The sequence below is a fragment of the Streptomyces aculeolatus genome (genome assembly GCF_020400605.1).
In the GTDB taxonomy this organism is placed as follows: domain Bacteria; phylum Actinomycetota; class Actinomycetes; order Streptomycetales; family Streptomycetaceae; genus Streptomyces; species Streptomyces aculeolatus.
This window is the reverse complement of sequence record NZ_JAINRD010000004.1, coordinates 305,285-320,823: the sequence shown is the minus strand read 5'-3', so window position 1 is coordinate 320,823 and position 15,539 is coordinate 305,285. Positions and strand designations below refer to the sequence as shown.

10 protein-coding genes are annotated in these 15,539 nt (G+C 76.0%); 8 read left to right on the top strand and 2 right to left on the bottom strand.

Annotated features, from left to right (window positions below; all coding sequences use genetic code 11):
- Window positions 1-50 precede the first annotated feature (50 nt).
- Together LG396_RS10015 and LG396_RS10010 are read right to left on the bottom strand one after the other, a co-directional pair.
- Window positions 51-3,188, bottom strand: coding sequence for a beta-N-acetylglucosaminidase domain-containing protein (locus tag LG396_RS10015; RefSeq protein WP_225794577.1), 3,138 nt, complete (start codon window positions 3,186-3,188; stop codon window positions 51-53).
- Between the two features lie 293 nt (window positions 3,189-3,481).
- Window positions 3,482-4,207: a FadR/GntR family transcriptional regulator gene (locus tag LG396_RS10010; protein WP_225794444.1), complete on the bottom strand. Its 726-nt coding sequence runs from the start codon at window positions 4,205-4,207 to the stop codon at window positions 3,482-3,484.
- A 148-nt stretch (window positions 4,208-4,355) separates the two neighbouring features.
- Between LG396_RS10010 and LG396_RS10005 the strand changes: the two genes are divergently transcribed.
- The 8 genes from LG396_RS10005 (at window position 4,356) to LG396_RS09970 (ending at window position 15,408) form a co-directional block, all read left to right on the top strand.
- A complete protein-coding gene (locus LG396_RS10005) occupies window positions 4,356-6,545 on the top strand; it encodes a dipeptide ABC transporter ATP-binding protein (protein WP_308190082.1) in 2,190 nt (729 codons plus the stop codon).
- Window positions 6,542-7,444, top strand: coding sequence for an ABC transporter permease (locus LG396_RS10000; RefSeq protein WP_225794442.1), 903 nt, complete (start codon window positions 6,542-6,544; stop codon window positions 7,442-7,444). The genes LG396_RS10005 and LG396_RS10000 overlap by 4 nt, the downstream gene beginning before the upstream one ends.
- The gene (locus LG396_RS09995; protein ID WP_037752686.1) at window positions 7,445-8,392 is read left to right on the top strand and encodes an ABC transporter permease; all 948 of its coding nucleotides are present in this window, start codon (window positions 7,445-7,447) and stop codon (window positions 8,390-8,392) included.
- An 86-nt stretch (window positions 8,393-8,478) separates the two neighbouring features.
- The gene (locus LG396_RS09990) at window positions 8,479-10,014 is read left to right on the top strand and encodes an ABC transporter substrate-binding protein (protein WP_225794441.1); all 1,536 of its coding nucleotides are present in this window, start codon (window positions 8,479-8,481) and stop codon (window positions 10,012-10,014) included.
- Window positions 10,015-10,463: 449 nt separating this feature from the next.
- The gene (locus LG396_RS09985; protein WP_225794440.1) at window positions 10,464-11,399 is read left to right on the top strand and encodes a dihydrodipicolinate synthase family protein; all 936 of its coding nucleotides are present in this window, start codon (window positions 10,464-10,466) and stop codon (window positions 11,397-11,399) included.
- Window positions 11,396-12,967, top strand: coding sequence for a sulfatase family protein (locus LG396_RS09980; RefSeq protein ID WP_225794439.1), 1,572 nt, complete (start codon window positions 11,396-11,398; stop codon window positions 12,965-12,967). The genes LG396_RS09985 and LG396_RS09980 overlap by 4 nt, the downstream gene beginning before the upstream one ends.
- A 10-nt stretch (window positions 12,968-12,977) precedes the next feature.
- Window positions 12,978-14,930, top strand: a complete 1,953-nt coding sequence (locus LG396_RS09975; protein ID WP_225794438.1) for a sialidase family protein — start codon at window positions 12,978-12,980, stop codon at window positions 14,928-14,930.
- 256 nt (window positions 14,931-15,186) lie between these two features.
- Window positions 15,187-15,408: a hypothetical protein gene (locus LG396_RS09970; RefSeq protein WP_037752677.1), complete on the top strand. Its 222-nt coding sequence runs from the start codon at window positions 15,187-15,189 to the stop codon at window positions 15,406-15,408.
- The last annotated feature ends 131 nt before the right edge of the window (window positions 15,409-15,539 follow it).

The following is a 15,539-nucleotide window of genomic DNA, read 5'->3' as shown; positions in this document are numbered from 1 at the left end:
GGGCGGGCGGCCGGGGGCGGGCCCCGCCGGTTGCGGAGCCGGCCCGGTCGTCAGTCGCGGACGGACCGGACCTCCAGGGCGTACAGCGAATAGCCGAACTCCGTGGCCCGCTCCACCCCCTGGACGCGGACGTACCGCACGTCGCGCTCGTCCATCCGCACCGACTCGCGCCCGCCGCCGCCGTCGTCCACGGCCGCCGCCGTGCGCCAGCGGCGGCCGTCGGCGGAGACCTGCACGCGGTAGCGCTTCGCGTACGCGCTCTCCCACGTCAGGGCCACCTCGCCGACCCGCGCCGGCTCCGCCAGCCGCACCTGCACCCAGGCGCCGTCCTCGACCGGCGAGGACCACCGCGTCTCCGGGTCGCCGTCCGCGACCGCCGCCGCCGGGAAGTCCGGCGTCTCGTCCGCCGACGACGACGCCCGTCCGGCGCGCGCCAGGTCGGGGCCGCCCACCGCGGGGTAGGCGTGCACGGTGACGGTGCGGACCTGGGTGCCGTCCCGGTCCTCCAGCCGCACCGGGACCTCGTACGTCCCGGGCGCAACGTCCTCGGTCGCGCGGATCTCGACCGGGGCCCTGGCAGTCGTGCCGCGGGCTATCCGCACCTCGCCGGGGGACTCCGCCTCCAGCCCCTTCGGCGCCTTCGCGGTCAGCGTGCCGCCCGCGTCGCCCGGCCGCGCCGCGGACAGCTCCGCGTCCACGACCACCGGGTCGCCGCCGATCGTCACGTCGGCCTCGTCGCGGGAGAGCGACAGCCGGGCGCCGGGCTCGTCGGCGAACCACGGCACCACCTCGTGCACCACCGGTGCCGTGGTGTCGGCCGCCCAGACGAGCCGTACCGCGTCGGCCCCGGCGCGCTTCGCGGGCAGCTCCGTCCAGCCGCCGCCGTCGAGTTCGCCGAGCGGCCGCCATGCGGTCCGGCCGCCGTCGCGTACCCGGATCTGCACTTCCGCCCTGGTGCCCGTGCCCGGCTGGGTCAGCACCGTCACCGCCCGCAGCGGCTGCCGGTCGAACTCCACCACCAGCGCCTCGTGCGTGCCGGGCGACGGCGGGCGGGCGGCCTCGTACGCCGTGGCCGGCCTGCCGTCGGCCGCCGACTTCACCGACGAGCCCTCCAGCGGCTCCGCGCCGCCGGCGGCGGACGCCCCGGCGCCGGCGGCGCGCCCCGCGCCGCCGCCCGCGCCCAGCCACGAGTCGGAGTCCGTCAGCGCCCGGCTGAGGAAGGCGTCGAGCACGCCCGCGCCCACCACCCCGCCGCCGCTGCCCGCCTCGCGGGCCAGGCGCTGCAGCTCCAGCCGCGCCTGCCACGCCTCCTCGTTGCGGCCCGCGGCCTGCGCGGTGACCATGTCCACCGCCCGCTCGCCGGCCGCGCCGTACCGCGACAGCCGCGCGAGCCACGGCCGCACCTCGTCGTCGAACGTGCCGTCCGCCAGCGGCGCCAGCTCCTCCGGCGCGCGGCGCATCACGGTGAACGCGTCCCGCAGCCGCTGCGCCGCCTTCTCGGCGTCCCGCCGGCCGCCCGACGCGCGCTCCCGCTCGCGCCAGAAGTCCGCGATCAGCGGCCGCAGGTACGCGGACTCCTGCGCACCCAGCTCCGACGACGCCGAGTTGCCGGCCAGTGCGGCGAGCGCGGCGCCCGCGCTCTCGGGGTCGGGGGCGTCCGCGGCGAGGTCGCGCACGGCGGCCCGCCAGGCGGCGTCCGGGTCGTACGCGCGGGGGTTCCAGGCGTAGTCGGCGACGGTGAACAGCGGCACGCGGGAGGCGGCGGGCTGCTCCATCGCGCCGGCCAGCACACCCGCGGAGCCGGCGGCCACCGCCGGGTCGCGGCCGTCGTACGGGCCGAGGAAGATGCGGTCGCGGGCGTAGTCGTTGACGGGGTAGTTGTCCTGCGTCACCAGCGGGTGGCCGCCGAACGCGGCCTGCGCGTCGCGCAGTTGCGCGCCGCTGATCTCCTTGGGCACCGCGCCGACGCCCGACCAGGCGACCTCGACCCGCTCGTCCAGCTCCCCGGCGAGCGCGGAGCGGTAGTCGGTGGTGCCGTCCTGGTAGTACTCGGTCGGCAGCAGCGACAGCGGCGCCGCGTCCGGGTGCCGCCGGGACAGGTGCGCGGCCAGCGCGTTGGCGGTCTCGGCCTGCGCGCGGGCGGCGGCCTCCGGGCCCGAGCCGTACTCGTCGGCGTCCTCGCCGCAGGCCCACTCGCTGTAGCTGACGTCCTGGAACTGGAGCTGGAACGCCCGTACGCCCAGCGCCCACATCGCGTCCGCCTTGGCCAGCAGGTCCTTGCGGTCGCGTCCCGAGGAGAAGCAGAAGTTCTGGCCCGGCGCCACCGCCCAGGCGAGCGTCACGTGGTTGGCGCGCGCCCGCTCGGCCAGCTCGCGGAACCGGGCGCGCTGCTCCGCCGGGTACGCCTCGCGCCAGCCGGCCTGGCGGTACGGGTCGTCGCCGGGGGAGTAGAGGTAGCGGTTGAGCTTCGTGCGGCCCATGAAGTCGAGCTGCGCCAGGCGCTGTTCGTGGCTCCAGGGGCGGCCGTAGTGGTTCTCGGCGATGCCGCGGACGGCGGTGCCCGGCCAGTCGCGTACGGACACGGCGGGCAGGGTGTTCTCCGTACGGGCCGCGCGGCCCAGTTCGCGCAGCGTCTGCACGCCGTGGAAGAGGCCGGCCGCGTCGGTGCCGGCCAGCGCGACCACGTCGCGGCCCTCGTACTGCCCGGCGGCCAGCCGGTAGCCCCCGGCCGGCAGGTCGGCCTGCTCGCCGGCGCCCAGCGCGCGCAGCACCGCGTCGGCGGGGGAACGGCGCGGCGGCGGGCCCGCGACGCCCGCGGTGCCGGCCGGCGCCTGGTCGGCGTGGACCACGAGACCGGTCGCGGGCAGCGCGGCGCCGGGGCGCACCTGCGTGAACTCCCGCACTCCGAAGGACCGCAGCACCTCGCGCAGCTCCGCGAGCGCCCGCGCGTCCGCGCCCTCGGGGGTGACGAGCACCGCCTGCCCGCCCGCGTGCACCTCGCCGTCGCGGGCGCGCAGCTGCTGCGGGCGCGGCCACACCGCGTCGCGCAGCGCCTCCTGGCCGGCCGGGGCCTCGGCCGACCCCGCGCCGCCGGTGTCCGGCTGCCGGGGCTCCGCTGCGGCGTCCGGCGCCCGGCCGCCGAGCAGCCCGCCGATCACGGCGGCGGACAGCGCCGTCGCCGTGGCCACCCGCCGCCTGGCAGATCCGCCCAACTCCGCCTGCCCTCCGTCCGTCTCCGGTGCCGTGCACCGGCCCCCGGCCGTCTCCTCGACCATACGCCGACGCTGTCGGCCGCTCATCGACCGCGCGTTTCGGCGCGGTTAAGGATGCCCGTACGTGTGCCGTACACCAACACCGGCGAACGCCAGGGCCGCCCGCCCCACGCGGGGCGCAGGCCGAGAGCCCACCACCGCGGCACCGCCGCTGTCAACGGCCGGTCGGTCCCTATCTGCCGGGGGAGCGAGCCGGGCCGCCCGCGCCGTCAGGGCGCGGACCCGGCGACCCGCTCCTCGATGCCGACGTAGTGCTGCCGCACGGCCTCCCTGGCCCGCTCGGGATCGCCGCTGAGCACCGCGTCGAGAATACGGGCGTGCAGCTCGTGGATCACCTCCGGGTCGCGGTGCGGGGCGGTCGGCGCGGCCCGGTGGTACGCGACCCAGAACAGGTCGAAGAGCTGGAGCAGCATCGAGTTGCCGAGGTCGGCGAAGAGCAGCCGGTGGAACTCCCGGTCCAGCTCGGCGATCTCCTCGTGCCGGTCCGCCGCCGCCCGCATGCCGGCCAGCACCTCGCGCAGCGAGTCCACGCTCCGCGGCGTCAGCGACCGCATCGCGTCGGCGATCATCCCGGACTCCAGCGCCTTGCGCAGCGCGACCAGCTCGCCCAGCGCACGCGGGCCCTGCATCAGCCCGTACGGCAGGTTGTCGAGAAGGGGGGTGAAGGAGAAGTCGCGGACGAACACGCCGCTGCCCCGGCGGGTTTCGAGCACGCCCGTGGACTCCAGGGCCTTCACCGCCTCCCGGACGGAGTTGCGGCTGACGCCGAAGAGCCGGGCCAGCTCGGCCTCCGGCTTGAGCGGGTCGCCGGGCCGCAGCCCGCGCTTGATGATGTAGTGCCTGATCTCGTCCTGCACCGTCTTGTGCAGCGGGGGTACGGTCCCCACCCGCTTGAACGCTGGTTGCACCGACGACTCCCGACTTCTCTCGTCCACTCTCGAATCCCCGTCCTACCACGGCTCTTGACAGCGGCGCACCGTGAACCTACGGTCCCGAACTTGTAGGATATCTTGCAGGCTCTGAACGTTCCCATAGGGGGAGCCGGTGGCACCAGACACAGGGTCGGCCCTGAGCATCAGGGACTTGACCGTTGAGTTCGACACCCCGGCCGGCGTGGTGCGCGCGGCGGACGGCGTGAGCTACGACGTCGCCGCCGGCGAGACCCTCGGCGTCGTCGGCGAGACCGGCTCCGGCAAGAGCGTCACGGCCCTGGCCGCGCTGGGGCTGCTCTCCGCCGGGAACGTGCGGCGGGTGACCGGGCAGGCGCTGCTGGGCGGTACGGACCTGCTCGCGCTGCCGCCGGCCGAACTGCGCGCGGTGCTCGGCCGCGACGTGGCGATGATCTTCCAGGACCCCGGCACGGCCCTCAACCCGGTGCAGCGCGTCGGCGACCAGATCGCGGAGGCGCTGCGGGTGCACGACCGGGCGCTGACGGCGCCCGCCGCGCGGGCCCGGACCGTGGAGCTGCTCGACGAGGTCGGCGTGCCGAACCCCGCCGGGCGGTACGACGCGTACCCCCACCAGTTCTCCGGCGGGATGTGCCAGCGCGCGGTCATCGCGATGGCGATGGCCAACCGGCCGCGGGTCCTGATCGCGGACGAGCCGACCACGGCGCTCGACGTCAGCGTCCAGGCGCAGATCCTCGACGTGCTGCGGCGGGCGGCGCGGGAGACCGGGGCGGCGACCGTGCTGATCACCCACGACCTGGGGGTGGTGGCGGAGACCGCCGACCGGCTGTGCGTGATGTACGGCGGGCGGGTGGTCGAGTCGGGCACGGTGTACGACGTCTTCGCCCGGCCCCGGCACCCGTACACCGCGGCCCTGCTGGCGTCGCTGCCGCGCCTCGACGTGCGCGCCGACCGCCTCACGCCCATACCGGGCCGGCCCCCGGACCTGATCGAGGCCGTCCCGGGCTGCCCGTTCGCCCCGCGCTGCCCGGTGGGCCACGACCGCGCGCGGTGCGCGCAGGAGCGCCCGGAGCCGGTCGTGACCGGAGCGGGCCTGAGCGCGTGCCACTACCCGGACGAGGCCGGCCCGCCCCCGAGGGCGGCGGGACCCGGTCGGGACGCCGCGGCGGCCGCCGCGGGCGCGGCGGACGGCGGCGCCGGGGTGCAGGGCATGACTCCGTCGCGGCACGGTGAGCCGGAGAAGTCCGGCCCGCGGCCGGACGGCAGTCGTGCGCCGGACCCGGACGGCCGGTCGGCTGCCGGGTCCGGCGCCGCCGCACCGCGTGGCGCACCGCCGGACGGCGGGGTCGCCCTCGACGTGCGGGACGCGCGCAAGCTCTTTCCCGTCCGTACCGGGGTCTTCGCCCGCACCTCCGGGTACGTGCACGCCGTCGACGGGGTGTCCATGCGGATACCCGCCGGGCGGACGCTCGGGCTCGTGGGGGAGTCCGGGTGCGGGAAGTCGACGCTGGCGCGGATGCTGCTGCGGCTCGTCCAGCCCAGCGGCGGGGAACTGACCGTCGCCGGGCACGACCTCGTCCGCGCGAACCGCGGCGAACTGCGGCGCATCCGGCAGCGCGTGCAGATGGTCTACCAGGACCCCTTCGCCTCCCTGAACCCCCGGCTCAGCGTCGGCGACAACGTCGCAGAACCCCTGCGCCTCGCGGGCGGCTTCAGCCGCCCCCAGCGGCGCACGCGCGTGCTCGACCTCTTCGACCGCGTCGGCCTGCGCCCCGAGCACACCGACCGCTACCCCGCCGAGTTCTCCGGCGGGCAGCGCCAGCGCGTCGCCATCGCCCGCGCCCTGGCGCTGCGGCCGCGGCTGCTGCTCCTGGACGAACCGGTCTCCGCACTCGACGTCTCCGTCCAGGCGCAGGTCCTCAACCTCCTCGCCGACCTCCAGCACGAGTCCGGCATGGCGTACCTCTTCGTCAGCCACGACCTGTCCGTCGTCCGGCAGGTCGCCGACGAGGTCGCCGTCATGTACCTCGGCCGGATCGTCGAGGCCGGCCCCGCCGAGCGCATCTACGGCAACCCCCGCCACCCGTACACCCGCGCGCTGCTCGACTCCGTGCCCGCCCCCGACCCCGCCGGCCGCGGGACCCGCCGCCGGGCGCCGCTCGGGGGCGACGTGCCGAGCCCGGCCGACCCGCCGTCGGGCTGCCGGTTCCGCACCCGCTGCCCGTTCGCGGAGGAGCGCTGCGCCGCCGAGGAGCCGGTGCTGCGCGACGTCGACGGCGGCCTGACCGCCTGCCACTTCGCCGAGACGCTGCGCGGTGCCGCCGCCCGCGCGGCCGGCCCCGTACGCGACGAGGTGCACTCGTGACGGACGCCGCCCTCGCCAAGACCCCCGCCGGCCCGCCCGCGGGAGCGCCCCGGTTCGCCGCCGCCCGCCGCTTCGCCCGCTCCCGCTCCGCGCTCGTCGGCGCCGCCGGGCTGCTGCTGCTCGTACTCCTGGCCCTCCTCGCCCCCTGGGCGGCCCCCTTCGACCCCAACGAACAGGGCGCCGACAACCTGCTCGGCCCCTCCGCCACCCACCTCCTCGGCACCGACGAACTCGGCCGCGACATCGCCTCCCGGGTCATCCATGGCACCCGCGCCTCGCTGCTCGTCGGCTTCGGTGCCGCCGCCCTCGGCGCGCTCGTCGGCGTGCCGCTAGGCCTCGTCGCCGGCTACGTCGGCCGCTGGGCCGACGCCGTCGCCATGCGGCTGACCGACCTGCTGCTCGCCGTGCCCGGCATCCTGCTCGCGCTCGTCATCATCGCCGTCCTCGGCCCCGGCCGGCTGAACCTGGTCCTCGCCATCGGCATCGGCGCCGTACCGGAGTTCGCCCGGCTCACCCGCGCGGCCACGCTCTCCATCAGGGAGCGCGACTTCGTCGTCGCCTCCCGCGGGATGGGCGCACCGGCCGCCGACACCATGGTGCGCACGGTGCTGCCGAACGTCCTCGGCCCCATCCTCGTCCAGCTCGTCGTCACCGCCTCGCTCGCGGTCGTCGTCGAGTCCGGTCTCAGCCTGCTCGGCCTCGGCACCCCGCCGCCGGCGCCCTCCTGGGGCGGGATGCTCCAGGAGGCCCGCTCGTACCTGCACCAGAGCCCCTGGTACGGCGTCTTCCCCGGGCTCTGCCTCGCGTTCACCGTCTTCTGCCTCGACCGGGTGGGGCGCGGGCTGCAACGCGCCTTCGGCACGGCCGTGGCCGGCGGGGCGCGGGAAGGGACGATCTGAATGTACGCGTACGTCATCCGGCGGCTGCTGCAGTTCGCCCTCGTGCTGTTCCTCGGCTCCCTCGCGGTCTGGGCGTTCGTCTTCGCGCTGCCCGGCGACCCGGCGACGGTCCTCACCGGCCCCGACGCCGCCCCGGCCGAACTGGCCGCCACCCGCGAGCGGCTCGGCCTGGACGACTCGGTGGTCCAGCAGTACGTCACCTGGCTCGGCAACGCCGTCACCGGCGACCTCGGCGACTCGTACTTCTCCGCCGAGACCGTCCGCTCCACGCTCCTCGACACCGTCCCCGCCACCGGGCAGCTCGCCGCCTTCGCCATGGCGCTCACCCTGCTCATCGGCATCCCCGTCGGCACCGTCGTCGCGCTGCGCCCCCGCTCCTGGGCCGGCCGCGCCGCCGACGCGTACCTCACCGCCGGGCTCGCGATCCCCGCCTTCTGGCTCGGCCTGCTGCTCATCATCGTCTTCGCCGTGCAGCTCGGCGCGCTCCCCGCGGCCAGCGACTACGTGCCGCTGTTCAGCGACCCGGCGGGCGCGGTACGCGCCACGATCCTGCCCGCGCTCGCGGTCGCCGTGCACGCCTCCAGCGTCCTCGCACGCTTCCTGGCCGCCTCGCTGCACGAGGTGATGGGCCGGGACTACATCCGCACCGCGCGCGCCAAGGGTGTGCCGGAGCGGTACGTCGTACGCCGGCACGCGCTGCGCAACGCCGCGCTGCCGACGGTCACCGTCGTCGGCATCCAGCTCGGCGGCTTCCTGGGCGGCACCGTCGTCATCGAGGCCGTCTTCAACTACCCGGGCCTCGGCCGGCTCCTCTACACCTCGATCGGCGAACGCGACTACGCGGTCGTGCAGGGCGGCGTGCTCTTCGTCGTGGCCGCCTTCCTCTGCCTCAACCTGCTGGTCGACGTCCTCTACGCCTACCTCGACCCGCGGATCCGGCTCGCCTGACCGCCGCACCGACTCCTCCGCACCGACTCCTCCGCACCCTGCTCCCCCCGACACCCGCGCTCGCACTACGTCAAAGGAGTCCTGTCATGGCACGACCCGCGCCACGGCTCAGCCGGCGTTCCCTGCTCAAGGCCGCCGGTCTGACCGGAGCCGGCTCGCTGGCCGGGGTACCGCTGCTGACCGCCTGCGGCGAGGGCAGCCGGTCCGGCGACGCGTCCGGCCGGCTGACCCTCGGCACCACGCAGATCATGCAGTTCGACCCGTACCAGACGAACACCGCCCTGCACATCCACACCTTCTACGCCTACCTCCTCGACTACACCGACGACTACACGGCCACGCCCGCCGCCGCCTCGAAGTGGGAGTTCGCCGGCGACAAGAAGTCCGTGACCGTGACCCTCCGCAAGAGCGAGTTCCAGTCCGGTCAGGCGGTCACCGCCGCCGACGTCGTCGCGGGCGTCGAGCGCGCCAAGGACCCGGAGGCGGGGTTCACGCTGGCCGCGACGACCGCGTTCATCGACCGGGCCACCGCCGAGGACGACCGCACGGTGCGGCTGGACTTCGCCGAGGCGGTGCCCGACGAGCTGGTCCTGGACTGGATGTTCGCCTTCCCACTGGTGCCGGCGAAGCGGAACGACGTCGCCGTGCTGGAGAAGGAGCCGGCGGGCTCCGGCCCGTTCCTGATGGAGGACTTCCGGCGGGACCGGCTGCTGCGGCTGAAGAAGAACCCCGACTTCTGGAAGAGCGGCGAACCGCGGCTCGACGAGGTCGAGTTCCGCTTCTTCCGCGACGAGGAGTCCCTCGTCAGCGCGCTGGAGTCGGGCGACCTCGACGGCGCGCTGTACCTGTCACTGCGCAACGCCGACCGGCTGCGCGACCGCTACGAGCTGGTCCAGGGCGCGGGCCGGATGGACCTGTTCTTCATGAACGGCGCCCGGCCGCCGTTCGCCGACAAGAAGGTGCGCCAGGCCCTCGCCCGCGCGATCGACCGCGAACGGATCATCGACCAGGTGCGCTTCGGGCTCGGCAAGCCCGTCTACACCGCGTTCATGCCGGAGTCCCCGGCCTTCGACGCCGGCTACCTCGACTCCCACGGCTTCGACCTCGACGCGGCGAGGAAGATGCTCGACGCCGCCGGCGGGCCGCGCAAGGCGACCGCGGCGTTCGGTCCCGAGCCGGGTGCCAAGGACATCGTGCAGGCGATCCAGGCGGACTTCGAGAAGATCGGCTTCGAGCTGACGCTCAAGCCGATGGAGGAGACGGCGTTCCTCGACGCGCTGTTCGCGGGCGAGCTGGACTGCTGCATCGCGGCGCAGCCGAACAACCTGCAGAGTCCGTCGCTGATCTCCCGCGGGCGGCAGATGCTGCCCACCGAGGACAACGTGATGATGGGCGCCCGCGTCCCCGCCCGCTACGCCGCCGCCGTCGAGGCGAGCCGCACCGCGCTCACGCCCGACGCGCAGGCCACGGCGTACGCGGAGCTGAACGAGGTCCTGGTCGACGAGGCGTGGGCCGTCGGCATCGCCACCAGGCCCTCGCTGGCCGCGCTGGAGCGGAACGTCAGCGGCTACGCCGTCGACAAGCGCGACTTCCTCGACCTCACCCGCACCGATACCGCGTAGCGGGGGCGGCCGGGGGTGGTCGCCGGGGGGGCATCGCGCGGCGGTAGTCGGCCCGGTGGTAGGGCGGTGGTCCCCGTGGTGAGGGCCGCCGGGCAGCCGGCGGTCGCCGTCGCACGCTGGTCGCCGGGCGGCCGGCGGTGGGGCGCCGGGCGAGGGACGCCTCGCCCGGGCGCCGCCGGCGGGCGCCTCGCTGCCCGCGGCCCCGCCGCCGCCCGGCCCGCCCGCCGCTCGGCACGTCCGGTCACGGCCGTCCGCTCTCCGTCCGCCTCGCCGGTCCTCCTCGCGCGTCCGGCCGTCCGTCCTGTCCGTCCGCCCACCCGCCTGCCCGCCGCGCTCCGTCCTCCCCTCCGCCTGACCCGCCCGTCCGCCCGGCCCACCGCCGGGACGCCCGCCGGCCCCCGCGGCCGTGCCCGTGCCCAGCCACCCCCGTCCTCCGAGAAAGGTCTCGTATGAAAGCGCTCGACTACGCCACAGGCAGCCCGGTGATGAGCCTGCTCACCGCGGTGTTCACCCCCTTCCGCCCCGACGGCGGCCTCGATCTGGAGACCGTCGGCGAGCAGGCGGACGCGGTGGCGGCCTGGGGCTGCCCGGCGGTGTACGTCGGCGGCACCGCCGGCGAGGGGGCCTCCCTCACCGTCGCCGAGCGGATGGCGCTGCTGGAGCGGTGGTGCGCGGTGGCGGAGGGGCGGATGGACGTCATCGCGCACGTCGGCCACACCAGCCTCGCCGAGGCGCAGGCCCTCGCCGCCCACGCCGAGGCGAGCGGCGCCCGCGCGGTCTCCGCCGTCCCGCCCTACTTCCACCGGCCCCGGGACGCCGCCGCGCTCACGGACTTCCTCGCCCCGCTGGCCGCCGCGGCCCCCCGGCTGCCGTTCATCTACTACCACATACCGTCCGTCACCGGGGTGCAGGTGCCGGCCAGCGAACTCCTCACGGAGGCCGCCCGGCGCATCCCCACCTTCGCCGGCATCAAGTACGCCGACAACGACCTGGCCGACTTCCAGCGATGTCTGGAACGGGCCGGGGACACCCACGAGATGTACTTCGGCAGCGCCCGGCTGCTGCTCGCCGCCGCCGGGGTCGGGGCGCGCGCCGCGATCGGCTCCGCCTACAACTTCGCCGCCCCCGTCTACCTGCGGCTCGTCCGCCATCTCGAACGCGGCGAGACCGACCGGGCGCGTGCCTGCCAACTCCTCGCCCAAGCCGCCATCGACGCCGCCTCCCGGCACGCCGGCGAGCTGCCCGGCTTCAAGGCCGCGACCCGGCTCGCGGGCGTGGACTGCGGCCCGTGCCGGGAGCCGCTGGGCACGCTCGACGACGCCCAGCTCGCCGCCCTGAGCGCCGACTTCGACCGCATCGGCTTCCCGGACGGGCCGTCCGCGTGACCGGGCCGCACCCCGCGCCGCCGGGCCCGTCCCGCGCCCGCCCCAACGTGCTGGTCATCCAGGCGGACCAGTACCGCTGGGACTGCCTCGGCGCCGCCGGCCACCCCGACGTCCGCACCCCCGCCCTCGACCGGCTCGCCGCCGACGGGGTCCGGCACACCGAGGCGTACTGCCCGTACCCCGTCTGCACCCCCTCCCGCTACGCCATGCTCAGCGGCCTCTACGCCCACCAGCACGGCGGCTGGACGAACCACAGCACCCTCGACCCCGCCCTCGACACCTTCCCCCGCGCCCTGCGCCGCGCCGGCTACCGGACCGCCGCCGTCGGCAAGATGCACTTCACCCCGACCTACCTGGACGTCGGCTACGACCGCCTCCAGCTCGCCGAACAGCACGGCCCCGGCCGGTACGACGACGACTACCACCGCGAACTGCGCGCCGCCGGCCTCGCCGACGTCGTCGACCTGCTCGACCAGGAACTCGCCCTGCGCCCCCAGGCGCCGCCGGGCTACCGGGACACGTACGGCACCGGCCGCTCCGACCTGCCCGAGGAGTGGCACTCCACCACCTGGATCGCCGAGCGCGCCCTGCGGGAGCTGGACGCGTGGGACGGCGGCGGCGGGCAGCTCCTGCACGTCTCGTTCGTCAAACCCCACCACCCCTTCGATCCGCCCGCCCCCTGGGACGCGCTCCACGACCCGGCCGCGCTCGCGCTCCCGCCGGGCTGGACGCCCGCCATCCCCGACGCCGACCTGCCGTACGCCCGCGCGTACTTCGACTACGGTCCGCTGACCGAGCCGGTGCTGCGCACCGTCCTCGCCCACTACTACGGCTCCATCGCCCAGCTCGACCACCACGTCGGCCGGCTGCTGGACGCGCTGCGCGGGCGCGGGCTCTACGACGACACCCTCGTGCTGTTCACCTCCGACCACGGCGAGTACCTGGGCTTCCACCACCTGCTGCTCAAGGACGGCCCGATGTACGACCCGCTGGTGCGGGTGCCGCTGCTGGTCAAGTACCCGGCCGGGGCCCGCGGCGGCGACCGCCGCGGGGAGGTGAGCGACATCCCGGCCTCGCTGGTCGACGTGGCCCCCACGGTGCTCGCCGCCTGCGGCGCCGCCGCGTCCGGCGCACTGCCGGGGCGCGACCTCGCGGGGCCGGCCGCCGGGGACCGGTACGTCTTCGCCGAGGACCGCCGGCGCGGCCGGGTGCTCATGGCCCGCTCCCGTACGCACAAGCTGCTGCTTGCCGCGGACCCGGCCGAGGACGCCCTGTACGACCTGGCGTCCGACCCGTACGAGCTGACCGACCGGCTCGCCGACCCCGCCTGCGCGGACGCCACCGCGGAGCTGCGCGGGGCGCTGTGGCGGTGGGCGGTCTTCGACACCCCGGTGCCGCCGCGCCTCGACGAGAACGCCCCGCGCGTCCCCGGCCGCGGCCCCGCCGCCGCGGCTCCCGGCGGCGATCCGCGCGCCGCCCCCCGCGCGCACGACGCGGCGGCCGTCCGCCGCGCCCTCGATGCCGGCGGCCCCGCCGCCTGGACCTCCTCCGGTGACACCCATCCCTGAAGGGAGCACCATGTCCGCACCCGTTCCCCCGTCCACCCGCCCGTCCGCCCGCCGCAGAGGGCCGTTGAGAGCCGCCGGCCTCGCCGCCTGCGGGCTGCTGCTGGCCGGCGCGGTACCGGCCGCCGCCGCGCCCGCGGCCGCGGCGCCGGACAGGCCGGCCGCGCCGGGGCCCGGTCCGCGCATCGCCTACGCCACCGTCTTCGAGCGCGGCGAGGACGGCTACCACTCCTTCCGCATCCCCGCCGTCGCCGAGGCCGCCGACGGCACGCTCCTCGCGTTCGCCGAGGGCCGGGTGGACGGTCCGGGCGACGACGGCGACATCGACCTCGTGCTCAAGCGGTCCCGGGACGGCGGCCGCACCTGGGGCGGGCTGTCCGTCGTCGCCGACGACGGCGGCAACAAGTTCGGCAACCCCGTGCCGGTCGTGGACCGCGCCACCGGCCGCGTCCTGCTCAACACCACCCGCACCGGCGGCGGCGTCTCCGGCGAGGACGTCATCTGCGGCCGGGCGACGGCCGAGGAGACCCGGCGCTCCTTCGTGCAGCACAGCGACGACAACGGCGCCACCTGGTCAGAGCCGCGGGAGATCACCGCCGACGTCAAGCGGCCGGAGTGGCGGCACTTCGTCGGCGGCCCGGGCCACGGCACCCAGCTCACCCGCGGGGCGCACGCCGGGCGGCTCGTCATCCCCGGCAACCACTCCCGCGCCCCCGAGCCCGGCGGCGCCTGCCCCGACAAGCACCTCTTCGGCGGCCACGCCCTCTACAGCGACGACGGCGGGGCCACCTGGCACCTCGGCGGTGTCGACGAGGTGACCGACGGCACCGTCATCCCCAACGAGACCTCCGCCACCGAACTGTCCGACGGCACCGTCTACTTCAACACCCGCGACCAGCACGGCAGCAGCCCCGGGTCCCGCGCCGCCACCCTCAGCAGCGACGGCGGCGCCACCTTCGACACCCCGTACCGCGAGGTGCCCGACCTCCTCGCGCCCGTCGTCCAGGGCGCCGTTGCCACGCTCCCGGCCGCCTCCGACCCGGCCCGGCGGCTGGTGTTCTCCGCGCCCCGGCACGCCACCGCGCGCGAGAACCTCACCCTGCGCACCAGCCGCGACGAAGGCGCCACCTGGCGGGAAGGACCGCAGGTCCACGACGGCCCGGCCGGCTACTCCGACCTCGTACCGGCCGCCGACGGCGTCGGCGTGCTCTACGAGAACGGCGACCGCACGCCCGTCGGCGACGGCCTGCAGCCGTACCACCGGCGGATCACGTACGCGCACGTGCCCGCCCCGCTGCTGAACACCCCGCCGCCGCGGCCCGCCACCACGCCCGACGCCTCCGGCCACCGCCGCGACGCCGTCGTCAGCGGCACCCCCGAGCGCGTCGGCGGGCCCTTCGGCCGCGGCCTGGGGCTGGCCGGCGACTACGTCGAGACGCCGGCGGCCGACGAGCTGGCGTTCGGCACCGGCCCGTTCACCGCCGCCGCCTGGTTCCGCAGCACGGAGGGGGAGCAGCAGCAGGCCGTGCTCTGGGCGCACTCCGAGGAGGGCGCGGACGCCAAGTGGTGGATCCGGCTGGAGCCGGACCAGAACCGCATCCGGGGCCACGTGAACACCGGATCCGAGAACACCTTCGTCTCCGCCCCCGGCGACTTCGCCGACGGCCGGTGGCACCACGTCGCGCTCACCCGCGACGAGGCGGGAGTCACCCTCTACGTGGACGGGGCCCCCGCCGCCGCCTCGGGGCCGGTCGCGGGCTCGGTCTCCGCGAACGCCCGTACCGGCATCCGGGCAGGTGCCCGCACGGGCGGGATCAACAACCCGCTCGTCGGCGCCGTGGACGAGGTGTGGCTGCTGGACCGTGCCCTCGACGCCGGGCAGGTCGCGCGGCTCGCCGCCGACAACCGCGCCCCCCGCGGCGGGACGGTGCTGCACCTGCCGCTGGAGCAGGTCCGCCGCGGCTAGGGCCTGTGCCCTACCCGCGCGGGACGGGTGCCGCGGCCGGCCGCGGCACCCGTCTTCCGTCCTCCCGGTGCCGGCGGAAAAAGTCGGGTCCCGGGGGCGCACGTGCCCCAGCTCTTGCGTTCTGTGGGGCCCGTTACAGTGAAATCGCCCGTTCCGGGTACTGTGACGTATGGCACGAACGCGTGTCGCCACGACTGCCGGGCCCTTGATCGGGTAGCGGCGGACGTGACCAGCCGTCGATCGAGGAGGACCCGCGGTGGCCGCTCCCGCTCCGTACGAAGTCAGCCACGACCATCACCTCAAACCCGTCGAGGGCGCCGACCCCGACTACGGCCTGGCCGGCGCCTGCTCCTGCGCCGAGCTGCCGCTGACCAGCGAACCCCCGCTGGCCGCGGGCACCCCGCTCACCAGCGAGCCGCCGCTCGCCGCCGACGACAACCTCATCAGCGAGCCGCTGCCGCCCGTTCACTTCACGTGACGGCCTGCTGACGGCGCGCGGCCGCCGCAGTACGATCAGCCTGCCGGCTCACCCCGGCGGCGACCCTCCGGGGCCCCCGACCGGTTTTTGCGGGTGAGTCCGGAGCCGATGACGTCGCATACCACCTGGGG